Source organism: Microbulbifer weihaiensis (genome assembly GCF_048323715.1).
Lineage (GTDB): Bacteria > Pseudomonadota > Gammaproteobacteria > Pseudomonadales > Cellvibrionaceae > Microbulbifer.
The window spans coordinates 170,634-191,671 of sequence record NZ_JBLWFL010000005.1; the positions used below are offsets into that span (position 1 = coordinate 170,634).

At 54.3% G+C, this 21,038-nt stretch carries 22 protein-coding genes; 8 read left to right on the forward strand and 14 right to left on the reverse strand.

What is annotated here, in order from left to right:
- Positions 1-104: 104 nt before the first annotated feature.
- The 5 genes from cydP to ACNKU7_RS07035 are packed head-to-tail and all read left to right on the forward strand — an operon-like array spanning position 105 to position 3,476.
- Complete coding sequence (cydP, locus tag ACNKU7_RS07015; protein ID WP_418296261.1) at positions 105-293, forward strand: cytochrome oxidase putative small subunit CydP; 189 nt, start codon at positions 105-107, stop codon at positions 291-293.
- Positions 294-1,865, forward strand: coding sequence for a cytochrome ubiquinol oxidase subunit I (locus ACNKU7_RS07020; protein WP_418296262.1), 1,572 nt, complete (start codon positions 294-296; stop codon positions 1,863-1,865). It abuts the gene before it with no gap.
- Between the two features lie 26 nt (positions 1,866-1,891).
- Positions 1,892-3,025, forward strand: a complete 1,134-nt coding sequence (gene cydB, locus ACNKU7_RS07025) for a cytochrome d ubiquinol oxidase subunit II (RefSeq protein ID WP_418296263.1) — start codon at positions 1,892-1,894, stop codon at positions 3,023-3,025.
- Positions 3,026-3,049: 24 nt separating this feature from the next.
- A complete protein-coding gene (gene cydX / locus ACNKU7_RS07030) occupies positions 3,050-3,169 on the forward strand; it encodes a cytochrome bd-I oxidase subunit CydX (RefSeq protein ID WP_418296264.1) in 120 nt (39 codons plus the stop codon).
- A gap of 49 nt (positions 3,170-3,218) precedes the next feature.
- The gene (locus tag ACNKU7_RS07035) at positions 3,219-3,476 is read left to right on the forward strand and encodes a cyd operon YbgE family protein (RefSeq protein WP_418296265.1); all 258 of its coding nucleotides are present in this window, start codon (positions 3,219-3,221) and stop codon (positions 3,474-3,476) included.
- Positions 3,477-3,558: 82 nt separating this feature from the next.
- Here ACNKU7_RS07035 and nhaA read toward each other — a convergent pair whose 3' ends face one another.
- Complete coding sequence (gene nhaA, locus ACNKU7_RS07040; protein WP_418296266.1) at positions 3,559-4,974, reverse strand: Na+/H+ antiporter NhaA; 1,416 nt, start codon at positions 4,972-4,974, stop codon at positions 3,559-3,561.
- Between the two features lie 137 nt (positions 4,975-5,111).
- Here nhaA and ACNKU7_RS07045 point away from each other — a divergent pair, with 137 nt between their 5' ends.
- Positions 5,112-5,870, forward strand: coding sequence for a TlyA family RNA methyltransferase (locus ACNKU7_RS07045; RefSeq protein WP_418296267.1), 759 nt, complete (start codon positions 5,112-5,114; stop codon positions 5,868-5,870).
- Here ACNKU7_RS07045 and ACNKU7_RS07050 read toward each other — a convergent pair whose 3' ends face one another.
- Positions 5,871-6,101, reverse strand: coding sequence for a DUF1272 domain-containing protein (locus tag ACNKU7_RS07050; protein WP_418296268.1), 231 nt, complete (start codon positions 6,099-6,101; stop codon positions 5,871-5,873).
- 121 nt (positions 6,102-6,222) lie between these two features.
- The gene (locus ACNKU7_RS07055) at positions 6,223-6,567 is read right to left on the reverse strand and encodes a 4a-hydroxytetrahydrobiopterin dehydratase (RefSeq protein ID WP_418296269.1); all 345 of its coding nucleotides are present in this window, start codon (positions 6,565-6,567) and stop codon (positions 6,223-6,225) included.
- A gap of 197 nt (positions 6,568-6,764) precedes the next feature.
- Between ACNKU7_RS07055 and ACNKU7_RS07060 the strand changes: the two genes are divergently transcribed.
- Both ACNKU7_RS07060 and ACNKU7_RS07065 read left to right on the forward strand, forming a co-directional pair.
- Entirely contained in the window at positions 6,765-8,603 is a 1,839-nt protein-coding gene (locus ACNKU7_RS07060; RefSeq protein WP_418296270.1) for a DUF885 domain-containing protein, read from the forward strand.
- 366 nt (positions 8,604-8,969) lie between these two features.
- A complete protein-coding gene (locus tag ACNKU7_RS07065; protein WP_418296271.1) occupies positions 8,970-10,292 on the forward strand; it encodes an aromatic ring-hydroxylating oxygenase subunit alpha in 1,323 nt (440 codons plus the stop codon).
- Positions 10,293-10,336: 44 nt separating this feature from the next.
- On the opposite strand, the gene ACNKU7_RS07070 is transcribed toward ACNKU7_RS07065, so the two are convergent.
- From ACNKU7_RS07070 to ACNKU7_RS07120, 11 genes are all read right to left on the reverse strand, one after another.
- Positions 10,337-11,197 (reverse strand): hypothetical protein, encoded by an 861-nt coding sequence (locus tag ACNKU7_RS07070; protein WP_418296272.1) that lies wholly within the window; start codon positions 11,195-11,197, stop codon positions 10,337-10,339.
- A 468-nt stretch (positions 11,198-11,665) separates the two neighbouring features.
- Entirely contained in the window at positions 11,666-11,809 is a 144-nt protein-coding gene (locus ACNKU7_RS07075; RefSeq protein WP_418296273.1) for a hypothetical protein, read from the reverse strand.
- Positions 11,810-11,890: 81 nt separating this feature from the next.
- Positions 11,891-12,670, reverse strand: a complete 780-nt coding sequence (locus tag ACNKU7_RS07080; protein WP_418296274.1) for a cyclase family protein — start codon at positions 12,668-12,670, stop codon at positions 11,891-11,893.
- 268 nt (positions 12,671-12,938) lie between these two features.
- Positions 12,939-13,364, reverse strand: coding sequence for a hypothetical protein (locus ACNKU7_RS07085; RefSeq protein WP_418296275.1), 426 nt, complete (start codon positions 13,362-13,364; stop codon positions 12,939-12,941).
- 578 nt (positions 13,365-13,942) lie between these two features.
- Positions 13,943-14,350 (reverse strand): hypothetical protein, encoded by a 408-nt coding sequence (locus ACNKU7_RS07090; protein WP_418296276.1) that lies wholly within the window; start codon positions 14,348-14,350, stop codon positions 13,943-13,945.
- Positions 14,351-14,494: 144 nt separating this feature from the next.
- Positions 14,495-14,854: a hypothetical protein gene (locus ACNKU7_RS07095; protein ID WP_418296277.1), complete on the reverse strand. Its 360-nt coding sequence runs from the start codon at positions 14,852-14,854 to the stop codon at positions 14,495-14,497.
- Between the two features lie 150 nt (positions 14,855-15,004).
- Positions 15,005-15,505, reverse strand: a complete 501-nt coding sequence (locus tag ACNKU7_RS07100; RefSeq protein ID WP_418296278.1) for a hypothetical protein — start codon at positions 15,503-15,505, stop codon at positions 15,005-15,007.
- Positions 15,506-15,641: 136 nt separating this feature from the next.
- Complete coding sequence (locus tag ACNKU7_RS07105; RefSeq protein ID WP_418296279.1) at positions 15,642-16,082, reverse strand: GNAT family N-acetyltransferase; 441 nt, start codon at positions 16,080-16,082, stop codon at positions 15,642-15,644.
- 55 nt (positions 16,083-16,137) lie between these two features.
- The gene (locus tag ACNKU7_RS07110) at positions 16,138-16,665 is read right to left on the reverse strand and encodes a hypothetical protein (RefSeq protein ID WP_418296280.1); all 528 of its coding nucleotides are present in this window, start codon (positions 16,663-16,665) and stop codon (positions 16,138-16,140) included.
- A gap of 738 nt (positions 16,666-17,403) precedes the next feature.
- Positions 17,404-18,912: a fumarate hydratase gene (locus ACNKU7_RS07115; RefSeq protein ID WP_418296281.1), complete on the reverse strand. Its 1,509-nt coding sequence runs from the start codon at positions 18,910-18,912 to the stop codon at positions 17,404-17,406.
- Between the two features lie 214 nt (positions 18,913-19,126).
- Entirely contained in the window at positions 19,127-20,848 is a 1,722-nt protein-coding gene (locus ACNKU7_RS07120) for a dipeptidyl-peptidase 3 family protein (protein WP_418296282.1), read from the reverse strand.
- Positions 20,849-21,038: the final 190 nt, after the last annotated feature.

Here is a 21,038-nt window from a genome sequence, read left to right on the forward strand (position 1 = left end):
GAATGCCGCTGTCGCCACATCGTTGCTAGGCTGGTTGCGCGCAGCGTCTCTTCCCGAATGACTCGGCCAAAATAACGTGGCCCGGATGAACAGGCGGAATTCCCATGACCCTTGCCGATCGTCGCCTGCTGTTGGAGCTTGGCGCGGTGCTGATTATCAAATTGATCCTGATCGCCCTGCTCAAAATTTTCTTTTTCAGCCCTGATCCGGAAAAAGTCGAGCCGGTGCCTGCTCGCCTGCTGCATTCGGAAGCCAACACCCCACCTCGTGATCACGGTGACAAGGAGCGTTAAGTGATTGATGAAGCTGTTGTCGATTTATCCCGGCTGCAATTTGGACTGACGGCGCTCTACCACTTTCTATTCGTGCCGCTGACGCTGGGGCTCTCATTCATCCTCGCGATCATGGAGTCCTGCTATGTGATGTCCGGCAAGACGATTTACCGGGACATGACCAAGTTCTGGGGCAAGCTGTTCGGTATCAACTTCGCACTGGGCGTCACCACCGGCATCACCCTGGAGTTCCAGTTCGGCACTAACTGGAGTTACTACTCGCACTATGTGGGCGATATCTTCGGGGTGCCGCTGGCAATCGAGGGACTGATGGCCTTTTTCCTCGAGTCCACGTTCATCGGCCTGTTTTTTTTCGGCTGGGATCGCTTGGGCAAGGTACAGCACCTGATCTGTACCTGGCTGGTGGCCATCGGCTCCAACCTGTCTGCGCTCTGGATACTGATTGCCAACGGCTGGATGCAGTACCCCATTGGCGCAGAATTCAATTACGAGAGCATGCGCATGGAGCTGGCCAGCTTCTCCGATGTGCTGTTCAACCCGGTCGCCCAGGTCAAATTTGTGCACACCGTGGCAGCGGGTTATGTGACCGGGGCCATGTTCGTGCTCAGCGTGTCTTCCTACTACCTGCTGAAAAAGCGCGATGTTCCCTTTGCACGGCGCTCGTTCGCCATCGCCGCCAGCTTCGGCCTCGCATCGATTCTGTCGGTGATCGTGCTCGGGGATGAAAGCGGCTACACCGTCGGCGATGTGCAGAAGGTGAAACTCGCCGCCATCGAGGCGGAGTGGGAAACCCAGAAACCGCCCGCGTCTTTCACCCTGTTTGCGATACCGGATCAGGAGGAAAGGCGGAACCGCTTCGAAGTGAAAGTGCCCTGGGCCCTGGGACTGATTGCAACCCGCTCACTGGATGAAGAAGTGGTCGGCTTCGACCGCATTATCCCGGACAACGAAAAGCGTATCCGGCGCGGGATCGAAGCCTATACCCTGCTGGAAAAACTGCGCGCCGGCGACACCAGCCAGGAAACCAAAAATGCCTTTGCCGACATGCAGTTCGACCTCGGCTACGGGCTGCTGCTGAAGCGCTATACGGAAAATATTACCGATGCGACCGACGAGCAGATCAAACAGGCCGCGGAACATTCCATCCCCAGGGTCGCTCCCCTGTTCTGGACGTTCCGCATCATGGTGGGCGCCGGCTTTATCATGCTGTTTGTTTTTATCGCCGCATTTATCCAGTCCGCCCGTCACCGCAGTGCCGGCAGCCGCGCCATCCTGTATGCCAGCCTGTGGTCACTGCCGCTGCCATGGATTGCCGCAGAGTGCGGCTGGATCGTGGCGGAATACGGCCGCCAGCCCTGGTCCATCGCTGAAGTCCTGCCCACCTACATGTCGGCCTCTTCCATCAGCCGCGGTGAAGTGATTGGCAGCCTGACGGCGATCATCGCCTTCTACACGGCACTGGCGGTGGTGGAGGTATACCTGATGCTGCGTTTTACCCGCCTCGGGCCGTCGAGCCTGGGCACCGGCAAGTACCACTTTGAGCTGGCCGGCAAACCCGAACCCCAGGCTTAGGAATATCGGCAGGAGAGGCAATCCCCATGGACTACGAAACACTCAAGCTGATCTGGTGGGCGCTCATTGGGGTACTGCTGATCGGTTTTGCGATTACCGATGGTTTCGTTATGGGCGTGGGCATGCTGCTGCGGGTCATCGGCAAGACCGATATGGATCGGAGGGTGATGATCAATACCGTGGGCCCGCATTGGGAAGGCAACCAGGTGTGGCTCGTCACCGCCGGCGGTGCCATTTTCGCCGCCTGGCCGATGGTCTACGCGGCGGCGTTTTCCGGGTTGTATGCGGCGCTCATCATCGCCCTGTGCGCACTGTTTCTCCGCCCGGCGGGTTTCGATTACCGCTCGAAAATCGATGACCCGCGCTGGCGCAACCTGTGGGACTGGGGCCTGACCATCGGCAGCCTGGTACCGCCGCTGATATTTGGCGTGGCCTTCGGCAACCTGATGCTGGGGCTTCCGTTCGAGCTGGATCCGCTGCTGCGCCCCAGTTACCACGGTGCCTTCTGGCAGCTTCTCCACCCCTTCGCGCTGATCTGCGGACTGTTGGCGGTGGCCATGCTGGCCATGCAGGGCGGCGCCTGGCTGCAGTTGAAAACCCGCGGCTTGCTGCTGATGCGGGCCCAGTCCATGACCCAGCTCTGCGCAGCCGCGGTGGTCATTCTGTTTGTCCTCGCTGGTATCTGGCTGTTGCTGGGTATTGACGGCATGCAGGTCGTCGACAGCAAACCTGTGGGCGACAAAATCAATCCGCTGATGAAAACGGTGGCCTATGGCAATCCGGGCTGGCAGGCGAATTACCTGCAACACCCGCTGCTGTGGTCAATTCCATTGCTGGGGTTTGTGATGGCGGCGATCACCCTGCTGCTGAGCCGCGCGGAAAGGCCACTGGCATTTCTGTCCAGCTCGCTGTGTGTCGCCTGCGTGATTCTCACCGCTGGCGTGGCGCTGTTCCCGTTTGTGATGCCCTCTTCCCGCGACCCGAACATCAGCCTCACCATGTGGGATGCCACCTCGAGCCAGCTGACCCTGGGACTGATGTTTGCCGCTGCGGTAATTTTCGTGCCCCTCATCCTGCTCTACACCAGCTGGTGCTATCGCAAGATGTTCGGCCGGGTCACCAAGGAATATATCGAAGAGAACTCACACAGCAGCTACTGAAGGAACGGAACAGGAAGCGGAACTATGTGGTATTTCACCTGGATTCTCGGCGTACTTCTGGCGTGCGCCTTTGCCATCGTCAACGCCCTGTGGCTTGAGGTAACGGAAGATATGGATCGCCGCCAGACTGAATTCGACGAATGAGAGAAAACGCCGCAAGCGAATTTAATCGCCGGCAATCGCTGGACAGCCCATGAATGCTTTGAGAGTCACCACGTTCATTACATGCCTGATTGCGGCACTGATCGTCACATTCTGGCCGGTGCTGCTGTACCGCGGTGGACAGGCCCCCAGCCACACACAGGTTAGTCTGCTGTTGCTGGGGCTCTGTATCGGCGTGGTGTACGGCTCAGGGATTCTCGCCAAGGCGCCGCGTCCCTGGCAGCTGGCCTGCGCCGTCGCCGCCTGGGCCGCGTTACTGGGCATCGGCTGGCGGTCACTGCCCGCCTGAAAAAAAACCCGCCTGGCCCCGAGTACTCCCCCTGGGCCAGGCAACATCACACCGCTACTGGCGCGCGGCTAATGGCCCGCTGCTAATGTTCCGCATGCTCCAGCTCACCATTGCTGTCGGTAGACTCATCAACCGGTGCGCGGCGCAGTACCATAAAACCGGCAACCCCCGCGATCAGCGATGCCAGCAACACACCGGCCTTCGCCTGAATCAGCATTTCCTGTTCCCCGGTAAATGCCAGCTCGGCAATAAAGATCGACATGGTAAAGCCGATACCGCCCAGCAGTGCCACACCAATAATGTGGTGGAAAGTCCCATGATTGGGCAGTGAACCCCAGCCCAGTTTCCAGCCAATCCAGGTTGCGCCGGTGATACCGATCAGCTTGCCGAACACCAGGCCACAAATGACACCGAGTGTCAGCGGATTGAAGACCGCCGTTGGATTGGTAAAGCTGTCCACCGGGATACCGGCATTGGCCAGAGCAAAGATCGGCACCACGATAAAGGCCACCGGTGTATGCAAACGGGTCTCCATCCGCTGCAGCGGTGACTGCACCAGGTGAATGCCGTTATCCAGCGCGGACACACGGGCGCGCAGGGCGTCGTTGGCGATGATCTTGTCGCCGGGGCGGAAACAGCGGTCAAAGCTGCGAATGATGTCCTTGACGAAGGTGCTGAACGCCACCGGGTCGTATTTGGGACGCGCCGGAATCGCCATGGCAGTAATCACCCCGGCGAGGGTGGCGTGCACCCCGGTTTTGTAAAGCGCGTACCACAGGGCAATGCCCACGAAGATATACGACGGGGAACGACGCACTCCCGCAACATTCAACAGCCACAGCAGCACCACGAGGCCGAAAGCCGCGGCCAGCGCGGTCATGTTCACGCTTTCGGTATACCAGACGGCGATCACCAGAATCGCGCCCAGGTCGTCGACGATGGCCAGCGCAACCAGGAAGGTCACCACCGCGCGAGGCACCCGGTTTCCGAGAAGCGCGATACAGCCAACCGCGAAGGCGATATCCGTAGCCATGGGGATACCCCAGCCGCGCTCAGACGGGGTGCCGCCGTTCAGGGCCGCAAAGATCAGTGCCGGCACCACCATACCGCCAATCGCCGCCATTACCGGCAATACCGCGTGTTTGAGTTCCGACAGCTCGCCGACGAGAAACTCGCGCTTGAGCTCCAGCCCCACCAAAAGGAAGAAGATGGCCATCAGGCCGTCGTTGATCCAGTGATGGAAACTCATCGACAGTGACCAGTCACCGAAGTTGTAACCGACCGGTAAGTGCAGGATATGCTCGTAGGCCACCTGCCAGGGGGAATTGGCAACCACCAGCGCAATGACAGCGCACAGCATCAGCAACAGGCCACTGCTGCTCTGGCGGTGGATAAACTCTTCAAACGGCGTAACCAGCCGGTCAAGTGCATTTTCCAGCGGTGCCTGAAACACCTCGCCCTTGCGTATCTGGAATTTGCTCAAAACATTTTTCGCCATCGAGTGCCGACTCCTTCTTATCCTTAAATCGTGGTTGCCCGAGCGCTGGAATCTTTCCGGCGCTTCTCAGAGCGAAGAACAGAAGTTAGCATGGCAGCCGCTCCCACCTCCAATCTGTTAGAACTATAGTGCCGTTCATGACCCGTCTGGATCTCTTATTGGTACAGCGCCAGCTGGCCAACTCCCGTACCCACGCCAAGAAACTGGTCGATGCCGGGCGCGTGTTGCTTGCGGAGGGCCAAAACTGGCGGCCCGCACAGAAGGCCAGCCAGTCACTCCCGGACGACATCCAGATCCGGGTAGAGCCGCTGCCCGAAGACCGCTATGTATCCCGCGCCGGCCTGAAGCTGGCGGGTATCCTCGATCATACCGGTCTCGACCCCGCGGGCTGGCACGCCCTGGATGTCGGCTGCTCCACTGGCGGTTTCAGTGACTGCCTGCTGCAACGGGGCGCGGCACTGGTGGTCGGGGTGGACGTAGGACGCGACCAGCTGGCCGACAAACTGCGCCAGGATCCCCGCATGCACCTGTTCGAGGGGGTCAACGCCCGCCATCTCACGGCGGATCAGGTAGCCCCGTTTGGCGACGATGGCTTCGACGCGGTGGTTATGGACGTATCTTTCATTTCCCAGACCCTGATATTCCCGCAGCTGCCACCACTCCTGAAAAATGGCGGCCACCTGTTGAGCCTGGTCAAACCCCAGTTTGAAGTGGGGCCGGAAAACATCGGCAAGGGCGGCCTGGTGCGCGACGAGCGCCTGTATCGGGATGTGCAGGAAGCCATTTGTGACCTGTGCACAACACTCGGCCTGACGGTACACAGCTATATCGACAGCCCCATCAAGGGCGGAGACGGCAACCGGGAGTTTTTGCTCTGGGCACAGAAAAGTGCCTGATCAGGGCAGGATTTTCTCGAGCTTGGCCTTGAAGCCGGACTTGGCCACCTGGGTCGGGGATGAGCGGCGGCTGGGGCGAAGTACCAGGTCGCCCTGGCAATTGGGACACACCTGCCGGAACTGCTCTGCGCAATCCGCGCAAAAGGTGTTCTCGAAAGAGCAGATAAAAGCTTGGCCAGTGAGACTGAGCGGCACGTTACAACATTCACAGGCTGCTTTCATTTTCAGCATGGAAATTTCCTGACTGTTTCCTGATCGAACTGACAACAGAACTTTCGACAGCAACAGGCAGTTGATTTATCTGCCGCCACCCGATACCAGCAGTGGCGGCAGAGCAATCAGGACAGCCGCGTTATTCCGCGTCTACCTGCTTGTCCGTACGCGCAGCCATGATGAAATCGTTCTTGTGCAGACCGCCGGCCTCGTGGCTCCACCAGGTCACGGTGACCTTGCCCCACTCAGTGAGCAGTGCCGGGTGGTGGCCGACTTCTTCGGCAATCTCGCCCACGCGATTGGTAAACGCCAGTGCCTGCTTGAAGTTGCGGAACTTGAATACCCGCTCGAGCTGCATGACGCCATCCCGGGCAACTGGGGTCCAATCCGGAATTTCGCGGATCAGCTCCGCCAACTCTTCATCACTGACCAGGGGCGCATCTGCCCGACAGGCTTCACAAGCCTGTGCTGCTAGTTCTGTCATACCCAGACTCCTTATACATAATTGGAATTATGGAATCGTGGCACTCGACCACAAATTCGCGTTTTGCCACTTTAACCAGCCCCACAATGTGAAACAAGGCGACCTGGGTCACACAAAATAAAAGCCGGAGTTTGTGTGGACTCTGAGTCAAGTGTGCTAATTTTTGCCCTGTTCACATGATAATTCAGAGTCTAGACATGAAACATTTAGCGGCCGCCCTGTTCACCGCAACCCTGATCAGCGGATGCGGACAAAAATCCGACACCACCGATGCCCAGACGTTGGCAGCGCCCCCCGCTGCCGAGGATAGTGGCGCGCAACAGGCCGATAGCCAGGTCACCGCCTCCCTTGATCAAAAGGCGTTTTACAAACTGAGCGACCAGATGATCGAGCGCATGTGGCAGCTGTTCCCGACATGGGCAATCAGCAATGGCTATTATGATGTCGCCGGTCAACTGGAAGTCCCCAATGTGGATTTCCGCCGCAAAGTGCTGGTGTTTGCCCGCAGCTACCTGAATGACTTTTCCAAATTCAATCCGGAAAAACTGGACGCAAACGCGCGCACCGACCTGGCGCTGATCCAAAACTTCCTCAACAAAACCATCTGGGACATCACCGAATTCAAGTCTCACGAATGGAACCCCGCCGACTACAACGTGTCCCACGGTTTTGCCCTGATCCTCAATACGGAATACGCGCCCCTGGATGAGCGCCTGCGCACGTTCAGTGAGCGCCTGAAATCGGTGCCGGCCTACTACGCGGCCGCGAGACAGGCACTGCACAACCCCGCCTCCCCGCAACTTGTACTGGCAATTCAGCAGAATGAAGGCGCCAAATCCGTATTCGGCGAAGACCTGACAAAGAAAGTTGCCGACAGCGGATTGTCGACCGCAGAAAAGGAAAGCTTCAACCAGAGAATAAAAGCCGCACAGGCAGCGATTGAAGATTTCATTACCTACCTGCAAACGACCCACGCCAGTCTGGAGCAGAGCGGCGACTTCCATTCGTTTCGAATCGGCAACAAACTGTACGAACAGAAATTTCAATACGACATCCAGATCGGCATGACCGGCGAAGCCCTCTATCAGCTTGCCCTGAAAGAAAAGGATCGCCTGCACAAGAAGATGTCGGAACTGGCTGACGAACTCTGGCCGGAATACTTCAACAGCGAGCAGCCACCCGCCGACCCGCTGGAAAAAATCTCCCGGGTACTGGAAAAGCTGTCGCTACAACACGCCACCAAGGAAACCTTCAAGGCCGACGTTGAGAAGCAGATCCCGGAGCTTGCCGCCTTCGTCACCAAGCACGACCTGCTCACCCTGGATCCGGAAAAGCCGTTGGTCGTACGCACGACACCGCCGTACATGCGCGGTTTCTCCGTGGCGTCGATCAACGCACCGGGGCCCTATGACAAAGGCGCCAACACCTACTACAACGTGATGCCCATCGAAAGCATGGACGATGCTGCCGCAGAGAGCTTCCTGCGCGAGTACAACACTTACCTCATGCAGATCCTCAATATCCACGAGGCGATCCCCGGCCACTACACCCAGCTGGTATACGCCAATCAGTCCCCGAGCCTGGTCAAGAACATCCTCGGCAACGGTGCCATGATCGAGGGGTGGGCGGTATATACCGAGCGCATGATGCTGGAAGCCGGTTACGGCGACTTCAAGCCAGAACTGTGGATGATGTATTACAAGTGGAACCTGCGCACGGTGGTGAACACCATCCTCGACTACTCCATTCAGGTCAAAGACATGCAGGAGCAGGAAGCCCTGGACCTGATGATGAAGCAGGCATTCCAGCAGCGTGCTGAAGCCATGGGCAAATGGCGCCGCGCCACCCTGAGTCAGGTACAGCTCACCAGCTACTTTGCCGGCTATATGGCGATCATGGAGCTTCGGGATGAAATGAAGCAGCGACTGGGGGACAAGTTCAACCTCAAGCAGTTTCACGAGAAGTTCCTGAGCTACGGCAATGCGCCGGTACCGGTGATTCGTGAATTAATGTTGAGTGAACTGAATACTCAGTAATCGATAACTTACTGTTGAGCGCGACGTCGCGTCTGCGCCCCCGGTAAGCGACGGGTAACACCGTCGCTTACCCCCAAACCCGTCTCGCGATTGACTGCACAGGCCGTGCAGCCAGTGACCCAAAGCGCATCGAGCCGCGCTTACTTACCTGTTCCGCCCGCATGTGGAATTTCATGCCGAATCCGCCGGATTCCACCCTGCCAGGCAGCTTCTGTGCATACTCGCCTGAAACCAGCCCTTGCCTTCGCCCACCCAAAACCATGATACTAAAAACAGTCAATCCTGCTTTTATATTCTCATGAAAATAACAGCCACCTGACGACTGCCGGGAAACATGTCGGCAATGTGGAAAGAGCGAGACAAGCCATGAACAGCAATGACCAGGGAATGCCCTTCACCCCCGAAATCGATGCCGATTCTCCCCTTCCGGATATTGGCCGAGAGCGCATTATTGCCAGCGAGCGCTTCGACAGCCCGGCTTTCAGGGATAAAGAATGGTCGAGGGTGTTTCGTCGTGTCTGGAACATGGGCCCGCGAGAAGAAGAAATAAGATCACCGGGCGACTTTGTCACCCATGAGCTGGGGCGCGAATCATTCATTTTCATACGTGACCAGAATGAAAAGCTGCGCTGCTTTTTCAACGTCTGCCAGCACCGGGGCAACCAGCTGATACCGGACGCGAAATGCGGCAACCGCCGGTTTCTCAAGTGCCAGTTTCACGCCTGGGCCTGGAATATCGACGGCACCATCAAGGCCGTGCCCGATGCGCACACCTTTCCGGGATTGAAAAATGGCCTTCCCTGCGGTGAGCTCGATCTGACCGAAGTCAGAATCGACACCTGGGGAGGCTGGATCTGGTTTAACATCGACGGCGAGGCTCCACCCCTGCTGGAGTTCCTCGGGGTCATCCCCGAGCACCTGAACCCCTACAAGATGCAGGATATGCGGCTTTACGAATACAAAAGCTTTCAGTGGGAGTGCAACTGGAAAGCCGGTGCCGATGCGTTCAACGAGTCCTACCACTTTCGTGGTATTCACCCGCAAATGCTCAAATGGTCCGAAGCCCGAGCATCCATTGAACTGCTGGGTGAGCACAGCCGGATGATCAACCGCTATGGGACGACCAGCCCGCCGCACATGAATGAGAAAGAGCTTTTCCCCGAACTCAAACAGTGGCTCTCTTTCTACGGCATGGATCCTGAAGCCTACGAGGGACGGCCGGAGGATGTGCGGCTAGCGAAGCAGAAGTATGCCCGTGAAATGCAGCACGACACCCACTACCCCTATGTGCACCTGCGGGACGACCAGCTGTCTGATGTCTACCACTACTTTGTCTTCCCCAATGTCGTGTTCAATACCTTTGCTGAAGGCATCAATGTGTTCCGCCATCGCCCCCACGAAACCGACCCCAACAAGATGTATTACGACCTGTTGTTGCTGGCCCACATCCCGCCGGACCATGACGTGCAGTTTGAATATAAGAAGTTCACCACCCCGGTGAAATACGGAGAAATCTTCGACAACCCACAACCGAAAATCATCACTGAGGTCATGCAGCAGGACGCCGACAACCTGCAGTATGTCCAGGCGGGGATAAGATCCGAAGGGTTCAAGGGAATGTATCTCGGCGACCAGGAGCTGAGGGTACGCCACTTCCACAACATGATTGATAAATACATGGGTGGATAGCGGCGCAATCATTGGCTCCCTCAAGATTCCAGTCCCTTGGCACATCACAACCGGTAGAACCGTACCGGCACCTGCATGGCTTTCATACAACGCCGTGCGAAGCGGTGATTTTTCAGAAATACCGGAGCATCTTCGGTTAGCTGGAAACCAAACTTCTCCGGCAGGCTCGAGTAAAGAGACCTGGGAGGTTGGCTCCCCCTAATTCCCTTGAGCACTGCTCCAGTTTCCGCCGAGTGACAATAGATCGCCAGATCTCCCAACTCCTTCCAGATAAACTCGAGCGCTGCAGCCAGTGATGCCTCAGCCCAAACCGCCCGATATGACTTAAGGACATCCCTCGCATAACGGATAAACTCCCGGTAGTGCCCCATAAACTGGGGATAGTAATCCTCCAATTTTTCCTCCTTGTTTTCCGTCAGATATTTCTCGAACTCCTTCGCCTGCCATTCACTGTTGCGCAACCAGTCATTCTGAACTTCCTCGATCAGGCATTCACCGCTATCGAGATCCAGGTCAAGGCGAACCCATGCCATGGTAAAGCCCCGTGAAAAATTCACCGGATGCCCACTGTACCCATCGATCCCCGCCTTTACGTTAAAGCTTTGGTAGCCGTCATTTCGCAATACAGCCTGATTCAATAACTGCTGGTAGGTACGGTTGTGGCGCCGATCAAAATTTATCTGCAATACTAGGCTCGGCTGCCTGCGAGCACTCTGCTGACAACAGCGGCACCCACTATCCCACCGCCCGAAGGAAATATTGAATACATATTCATCGGGTTTCCACTCAGTGCGCAGTTGCTCGCGATGCAAGAGGCCGTCCCCACAGTCCGCAATGACGGCTTTTAATGCCGGGCGATGCAACAACTTTGCCCAGCGCCCTTCACGCAATTCGCGCAGTGTCATTGCCTCACCCGGTACACGCGCAAGCTCGCGGCCAAGCAAATCAAAGCAGTACTTGTCTTTGAAATATCGGAAGGTACGCCGGTGATCGCCCACGCAATCCAGCACCATATCCAGTTCACTGTTTTCCATAACATCTGCGGGTTGCGCCGCTGTCTGTCGTGCACGCAGTAACGTCAGGCCCAGCGAAAACGCGCATGCCTGGCCCGCGGCCACGAAAATTTATGCAATCGGAGAAGATCCAGAAAACTGGATCAATGTCAGACTATTGCCGCAACGGCTGGATCAGACAGGAATTCAGTGGACAACAAGGCCGCAACTGTGAAGACCCAGCGCAACAGCAACATCGATATGTCTGAACATTTGAGCCTCCACCTGTTGGGTTAATAAGAAGAGTGCGCACTATACGCCGCACATTCTTGAATTCAAGACGATGAAATAAACTAAGGTGAACTAATGTGCCAGTTTTTTTTACCTCAATAGAGAACGTGATTCAGGTTGCCCGGCGCCGAGCCGCCAGATTTCAGCCAGCTGCGCAGCGGGAACAATGGTGTGGTGACCAAACGAGGAGTAGTTCGGAATCTGGCGCACCGGATCCGCGATTACCTGAGCCATCTCCCCACGTGCGTAACCGATGTTGACGCACTAAAGCCCTCCGAGCTTATCGTTTTCCGTCTCTAACCTTCAGTCATCTGCCTACTTGGAAACATGCGCCACGATTCTTAACGGCCCGCCAGACCCGCCTTCGATTTTCATCGGCAAGGCAATAATTGTCGCACCCGTTGGAGGAAGTTCGCTCATGTCAGCAACATTTTCGAATGCCGGAATACCGTTCGTCATCAATTCGACATGCGTTGCAAAGTCCTTGGACTGTCCATAGTCGATCGAGGGCGTATCCAGACCCACGGCACTGATACCACGGGAAACCAATAACTTCGCGCCCTCGAGGCCGAGCCCTGGAAAATGCAGCTTTTTGATCGCCTCTTCACCCCGTTCCAGCGTGCCCATATATGCCTTTCTGTCCGCATAGAGCGCGGCTCGACCGGTATTGAATAGCACGATCGCCCCTTTCGGAATAGGGCCGTGCTTGCGCTCGAACGCTAAGATATCGGATGCGCTGATCTGGTAATCGATATTCTTTGATGCTTGGGCAGTAACATCAATAACGATACCAGTACCTATAAGCTGACTGACGGGCACTTTATCGGCTGTGTTGCCACCCTCCGCAAAATGAATGGGCGCATCCATGTGCGTACCGCCATGCTCCGCTGCCGAAAAATTATAGGCCGTGTAGTAGTACCCAGTATCGGTATGCCCGTGGAAAACCTCTGTTTTCTTAAACATTTCCGCTGTTGGCCAATATACGGATTGCTTATTAAATGGGTGGGTCAAGTCTATCAGGTGTCCCGATGTCAAGTCCCGAGCCTCAACAGAGAATGCGATAAACAATATTGCAACTGATATGCGAGAGAACATAATGAATCTCCTTTTCGTTCAAGTTCTCGGCATTTGTGATTGCGGGCATATCCTCTCTTAGGGTTAGCCAATAACCAACAAACGGACCACCAATTCTGAATATTTTAACTTTCAAAACTGGGAATGTAGCGATCAAAAAAACAGCGCCTATCAAGCTTAGCTTATATGCGTTTTGTAAAACATGGGAGAACAGCGACCTACGTACAAAGTATACAAAGCAGGCTATCTGGTGGATGCGGCAAGCGCGGGGACGAACTCCCTCGCTGTATTATGAGTATTTTCCCCTATAACCTGGAGCAAACTTTAAAAGATAGCTATGTGGAGCATCATAATCTGCATAGAAAACCAACAACTCGTGATCTTCAAGCATTTTTAGAAGCTCGGAATACCAATTTAAATAACAATTGGCATAGCTTTTCTTGTCATCATCGCTTAATCCGTAGTAATTAACGAAATTCCTAGCAAGAATTTCAGAGGATGAACAATCTTCCGACCACTCAACTTCTCCTTCATTCTTCACACTACCGTAGACTAGATGATCTTGCTGTGGCCAGATTCCTGCCTTCATTCTTCCAATACTAAACCTCCAATTCATACCACTTGGTGACATTCCTGGATATATATAAATATTCTTATATCCGTATTCGTGAAGAACCTTCACCATTCCCAGTATACGTTTTGGTAGAGAATCCATGTTTATCTACTCACAGCGCCACAACAGGGGTAAACAATCCCGCGCACTTTTTGGCTTTAATTTTTGGAATCTAATCGTGTTTTCCCAGAGCTCCCGCCTTTCCTTTGTCGCATCAATATCCAGGTACTCTTTTGTGAGTACTCGACTATAAGTTTGACACCAGCTTTGAGCGTGCTTCTCAGCTATAGCCTCATCATCTCTAAATTTCGCATCACGTATTTCCATATACTTTGTACTTTTTCCTACTCTCGCCAACACGACATTTTAGGCTAGCCGGCCCGCATAAAACTCGAAAGTCAATGTAAATCATTAAGCGCAGAGTGGGAAAAGGGAATAGCAACCCGCACCCAGCGCGTCACCAGAATACACGCTCCGCCAAAAGTAGCGCCAAGCGAGCAATCAGACAAATAACCTACACTGACAAAGCCAGGCAAATCCCACTCAAGAAAGTGGCGGGCAAATTACTATAAAAAAAATACCCTGTATTTCATGTTTTTTGGGTAAGTCTTAATGCTAACGCCGCAAGCAGGGGCGCGCGTTAGCGCGTTCGTTCCTGCCTTGCCTTGTTAGTGACCTCATTACTTAAACTCTCTAATTAGTGGCGGCTCTTGTGAAAGAACACTCAAACAACCATTAGAAGTACAAATAAAGTACTCTTTATGGCGAACTTCCGAACCTGAAATTGCCAGCATGCCATTGAACGTAAGCTCATGATCTAGCCAACCGCCACTCACTACTTCATACAAATGGTGGCCGGCTTGAAATGGCTCACAATCCCAATAACCGAAAATGTCGCCCTCATCCAAAAATCGAAACCCTCTATGATAAGGAAAAACATACTCTAGTTTATGCCGTACATTTACGTCATGTGGCGCTGTATCTATTAATATTCTGAGCCCTACATCTACCATTGAAAAATGATAAATATCACTTTCCAATTTAGTAGTATATTTATCGCCTATTGGGTTTACTTTCAGTTCGAGCATCTATTTTCCTTACCCACTAACGCCGTGCGCAGCGACGGCTTGCTTTGTGTGTTTTTTACGCGAAAATAGGAGCGTAGCGACTGCGCAAAAAGTGCACAAAGTAAGACGTCGGCCTGCCGCTCCTTGATATTTTTTCGCGCTTACTCATATGACCTCTAGTGTACCGTCACTACGAGTGATATTAATGCTCTCGTATTGCGATACTTCTGTATGTATGTAAAGCACTACACCGCCAGTTAATGAAATTTTAAGCACAAGATCATTTTCATTATTGATGCCAGTTACCTCCTTACTCGGGACGTGGATGACATCTTTTGTACTTACCCATTCACCATCGAACCAAAGTGATTTCTTTCCATTTAGCTCACCTTCTAGTTTGTGGAGAGCTTGAATCACTAGGCCTTTTTCAAAGGCAACTTGAGCATCATAGGGACCAACCGACACAAGGTTTACCTCTTGGCCGACAAGCTCTTTCAGGTATATTTCATTCGGTAATGTGTACATATTTCAAGAAACATAACACCGCCGGCAGGGGCAGCTTACCTTGCGCACGTTTTGCGCGAAAATGGGAGCGCAGCGACCCGCGCAAAATGTGCACAAGGTAAGCTTTCCCGCGGAGGGCCGCAGGCCCGGAGGTGACTTAACCCGGTTTTGTTAAGTGCTTGAAGCACTGAACTCTGCATACTGGGAACTTTGTTTGCTTAAGCCGCCACCCACCACAATTGCTGCGCTCAAAATGACCATATTTTTAATTATATACTGCCCCTCTAAAGATAATGCATATGGAAATGTGGTAAAGCAAATCTCAGGAACCACTATCAATGGCAGCACAGTACCAAATAACTGTAAAAATAGGAGCGTCAGAGCAACTCGGAGCAAAGGCCGGAACATCAAACAAATTCCAATAGCAACTTCCCAGAACCCCAAAAACGGAACAAAAACATCCGATGGAAACCAAAATACGGTATTGGTAATTAATGTATTAACCGGGCTTAGTCCCAGCGGCTTAAGCGCTCCCAGCCAGATGAATACAATACCTAGGGAGTAACGAAGAAAAACTTGGCCGTGCCTATGCATCCATTCTGCGGTTCTTTCATCACAACGGCCTAATTCGAAGCTTCCTACTTTAAATTTTGTCATTTCTACCTTGGACACTTAACGCCGCCGGCAGGGGCAGCTTACCTTATGCGCGTTTTGCGCGAAAATGGGAGCGAAGCGACCCGAGAAAAATGTGCAAAAGGTAAGCTGTCCCGCGGAAGGCCGAAAGCCTGCAACAAACTACCCGGCTTTGTTACGTGTGGTATGCGTAGAAATACCACGAACTTTTACTGAGGCCCATTGAATCATATAGCTTCTGTGCGGCTTCATTATCAGGGGCCGTTACCCACTGCAACCTTACCGCGCCATGACTTTTGGCAAACTCTCGGCAGTGCTCAATTAATTTCCGTCCTATTCCTTCGGCACGACTCTCTGGTTGAGAGTAAAGATCATTCAATATTGCAACTTTTGATGTAATAGTTGAAGTGAACGTGAAATAAACTGACGCGAATCCAACTACCTCGCCATTTTTACGAAAGAGAAATTGGCTACCAAGTTCCGGTGAGTCACAGAATTGTGAAAGAAAAACGCGATTTCTCTCATCACATATATCCTGAACTTTGTAGAACTCCTGGTACGCTCTAAACAGAGGTAAAACCTCCTTCAAATTTCCGTTTGAAACTCGCTCGATCACTTGGATTCCTTGTGACACTTAACGCCGCGCTCAGGGGCGGCTAACTTTGCGTATTTTATGCGCGGGCTCCGAAGGCCACAATATCTCTCCGAGTTTTTTCAAAATATTCCATCAAAGTATCATTATCATTCGTAAGCTTGATCTCATACCCTTCTTTACACAGCGGAATAGCGAGGTGAAAACGCACTATCTCACCAGTTATATCAGCACTATTTGGAAGATCACTCGTAAGTACCGCTGGCGTAGTAATTAGATAGGCAACCCATCCAGCTTTCTCCATGTATTGACTGTTTGTCTTGACCGTATGGGTGCTACACAGGTGAGCAGTGCTTTCGTTGTACTCCTGCAGGCCTGACATTTCCTTGCATAGCTCATATGGATCTCCATCCGTGGCCATTAAATAGCAATCTATATCATTTTTTGGAAATGAAAATACCAGGTCAATAGGGTCACGTTCATCACCCACCTGGAAGTAACCTGCACGAAATCCGCCCTCGAATTCATATGCACATAAGGTCTCTTCCGAACCCATCGACTCGGCCAAAAACAGGTAAATCTGTGTTTCAAATTTCGAGAAATTCATACTTTAGGGAAACGCATAACGCCCGGCTTTGGGGCGGAATTGGAGCTGCGAAGCAGCGGAAAGGCCGTCCCAGCCCCGAAGGGGCGACAACAGCCGCTTGTTAAGTGTTTGCCGCGCACACATTAAATACATTGAAACAGACTACACAAACTGCAACTACCGAAACTGAGCAAAAAAATGGGAACCGCCACTTTGCAGCTTTATCTGTTAAGTACTTTGCTGTAAACAGAGGATGTAATGGACCCAGAAACTCAATAACTATAGCGCCTTTTTTATCTGTGGCTTTTTCGCCTGTGAAAAGTAGCAAACCAGAAAATATTGCCACTAGTATAGATATACCCATAACCCAGACAACTGCGTGTTCATAAACCCCCTGACAATCTGAAAATTGGATGGTCATATTTCCACACTTAACAGTTTACTCAATAGCCCTAACTATATATATCAACGCCATATATCCAAGTATCTAACACAAAAATTTTGGGGAAAAATTGTGAATTACAACAGGTTACAGCGCCTTGCCTAAAAGACATAGAAACATATATGGCACTAGTGCCATATATCCCTTGATATGCCTGCACGGACTTTTATCCCGCCACTACTGATCTAGAGTCCATCTTGCGCAGTCTAGCAACCACGGATTAGCACCCAAGCTTTGAGCCATAGTACAGGCACAAAAAAAGCCGGCTCCTATTTTGGAGCCGGCTTTTCGCTTTCAGATGAAGAACGCGGGGTTAGTTACACCTCGCCCTCTTCAATCTTGTGCTTCCAGATCACCGGGCCGGTGTTGTGCACGGATTCACCCTTGCTGTCCACCGCTACGGTTACCGGCATATCCTGCACGTCGAACTCGTAGATGGCTTCCATACCGAGTTCCGGGAAGGCGATGACTTTCGCATCTTTGATGGCCTGGGCCACCAGGTAAGCTGCACCGCCTACTGCCATCAGGTACACCGCTTTGTTGTCGCGGATCGCTTCGATGGCAGTGGGGCCGCGCTCGGCCTTGCCGATCATCCCCAGCAGGCCGGTTTCTTCCAGCATGGTGCGGGTGAACTTGTCCATACGGGTGGCGGTGGTGGGGCCAGCCGGGCCAACCACTTCGTCGCGCACCGGGTCAACCGGGCCCACGTAGTAGATAAAGCGGCCGGTCAGGTCCACCGGCAGCTTTTCACCGGAAGCCAGGATGTCTACCATTTTCTTGTGCGCGGCATCGCGGCCGGTCAGCATCTTGCCGTTCAGCAGCAGGGTTTCGCCCGGCTGCCAGCTCAGCACGTCTTCTGCGGTCACTTCATCCAGGTTCACGCGGCGGGTGTTGGCACCGGCTTCGCGGGTGATTTCCGGCCAGTCTTCCAGCTTCGGCGGGGTCTGGCGCGCGGCGCCGGAACCGTCGAGGGTGAAGTGGGTATGACGGGTGGCGGCACAGTTGGGGATGATTGCCACGGCCTTGTTGGCGGCGTGGGTCGGGTAGTCCTTCACCTTCACGTCCAGCACGGTGGTGAGGCCGCCGAGGCCCTGGGCGCCGATGCCGAGCTTGTTGACCTTGTCGTACAGTTCCAGGCGCAGCTCTTCGGCACGGTTGGACGCACCGCGTTCCTGCAGTTCCTGGATGTCGATCGGGTCGAGCAGAGATTCTTTGGCCAGCAGCATGGCCTTCTCCGCAGTACCGCCAACGCCGATACCCAGCATGCCGGGCGGACACCAGCCGGCGCCCATTTTCGGCACCATTTCCAGCACCCAGTCGACCACGGAGTCGGACGGGTTCAGCATGGCGAACTTGCTCTTGGCTTCACTGCCGCCGCCCTTGGCCGCGACGTAGACCTCTACGGTGTCGCCGGGAACGATTTCGTAGTGGATAACCGCCGGGGTGTTGTCGCCGGTGTTCTTACGGGCACCGTCCGGATCCGCGAGGATGGAGGCACGCAGGACGTTGTCCGGGTTGTTATAGGCGCGGCGTACGCCTTCATTGACCATGTCGGAGACGCTCATGTCGGCGTCCCACTGCACGTTCATACCCACTTTCAGTTTCACGGTCACGATGCCGGTGTCCTGACAGATGGGGCGGTGGCCCTGGGCACACATGCGGGAGTTGATCAGGATCTGGGCCATGGCGTCTTTTGCCGCCGGGTTGGCCTCTTTCTCATAGGCGGTGTTGAGTGCCTTGATGAAGTCCTGGGGATGGTAATAAGAGATGAACTGCAGCGCGTCGGCCACGCTGTCGATCAGGTCGTCCTGGCGGATAATGGTCATTGCCGGCTCCGGTTGTCGTCTCGAAGGCGGCGATTTTACACGATTTGGGGGAAGGTGTTGGATTCTACGAAGAGAAGCTTGATTAGGTGCAAATGAGAATTGGTTGCAGGGTCTGCTGCCGGTAGCGTCACCGCCACGCCAGGCTGAAAGAACAGCTGCAACCAACTCGGGGAGCCATCCGCACTATTGCAGAAACAGTGCGGATTTTTACCAATTACTTCAACCCGAGCACTTCACGGCCCTGGATAAAGGTCACGTCCACCGGAATGTCGGCGTCCTTGAGGCGATCGAGATCCGCCTGCAGCGCAGCGCCTACCACACCTTTGCCGTCCAGCAGTTCAACGGCCTGTTTGTAGTCGCCGTTGCCCTGAACGGTGAGGATCAGGTTCGACAGCTTGGTCATCGCTTCCTGCATCTTCTCGAAGTCCACGCTGTACTGGCCGGTGGCTTCGTCGCGGGTGAAGGCGCCGTTTTCCTGGAAGAAGTTGAAGCGCATCATGTTGGCCTTGCCGTGGGCGCTGGCCGCACCGAAGCGCACGCTGCGGAAGATACCGGCGAGGAAGGTGACGTAGTTGTCCATCAGCTCGCCCTCTGCAATCTCACCCTTCTCGTGGAGCTTGGTGATCATGTACAAGCCGAGGATGTCTGCCTTGCCCTCTTCCAGCGCGGAGGAGGTTTCCTTCAGGGCCTGGCGCACATTACTGCCGTCGGTCACGGTCTTCTTGATGCCGAGGCCGTGGGCCACTTCGTGGAACATGGTGTTGGCAAAGAAGGCGTCGAAGGTGATGTGCTTGCGCTGGTCTTCCGCGATCAGCACACCGCTGATCGGCACCAGGATCTGGTCGAACTTGGCACGCATGGCGTTCTTCAGCTGCAGGCGACGGGTGCCCTTGGCCAGCTGCACTTCTTCATCGTTCGGCAGGTTGATGGCGATGGTCTTGGAGCCGGCATTGCTGTGGCCCGCGTAGTACAGCACGTCGTAGGCGTTCAGGTCGGAATCGGTTCCGGGGGTTTCCGCCTTGTACTTGTCATCCACCGGCAGGCCGCGCTGCAGTTCCGGCAGGAAGGCGGCAAACTTGGCCAGCTTCTCGCTCCACGCCATGTCTTTCAGCAGTACGTAGGACTCGTACGCGGTGCGGTAGGCGAACAGCTGGTCTTCGTAGTTTTCGATCGGGCCGATCACCACGTCAATGCGGTTGTTCTTCATGTCCATCCACGCCATGTCACTGGTGCGGAAGTCATCGGTCAGCAGGGCATCAGCGCGCAGCTGCAGGTAGCTGGCGAACTCCTGGTCTTCTGCCAGCGCAGAAGCCTGGCGCAGCAGTTCCGCGGCCTTGGTCAGCTCGGTCTTGTACGCTTCGTGGTAAGGCACCAGCTTCAGTTTGCCGTTGCTGTCGCGGCGAACCAGGGAATAGAGTCCGGCTTTGCCGGGCTGGTGCCAGGCTTCGAACTCTTTCTTGGTCATGTCTTCGGGGTAGTACTCAGCGCCCAGGGGTTTATCACCGTAGCCTTCAATAAACGGCTTGTTGTCGTTCAGGCGATCCCAGGGGCCGTAATTGATCTTGGCAAAATTGCGCGCACCACTGTCTTCGATTCCGCTCAGCAGTTCCTGTGCCGGACCGTAGGACTGCAGCCAGAACAACTGGTCCATGATCTTGCTGGCATCAATCAGCAGGCCGATCAGCTGGCGCTGGTTGTCGGTCAGAGAAGAGAGGTCTGCGTTCAGCTCGACCGGTGCATAAATATTGAACCGCGAAGGATCCACGCCCTTGGCAATGCTGCCAGCCTTGGCGTCGGCAGAAGGCTGGACGGCCTCGGTTTTGGCCGCCTTGGTTTCAGTCGCAAGGTCAGCTTTTGGGGTGGTTTTCTCGTCAGCGGCACATCCGCCGAGCACGGCAAGCGCCAGTGCGGAAGCAGCAAAAATTGCAGATTTCATTCAGATTCTCGCCTGATGATTTATTGAAGTGCGCTGCAGGTAAGGCCGCAGCATGCGAGCCACATTAAATGTGCCCCCGGGAGATGTCCAGCAATCGCGCTCCACCGGATAATCCTCTGCGATTGATCGCGTGCGGAGCGGATTACATCAGCCAACTGGCGACACAGGATACATTTTGCGCCTTGTATGG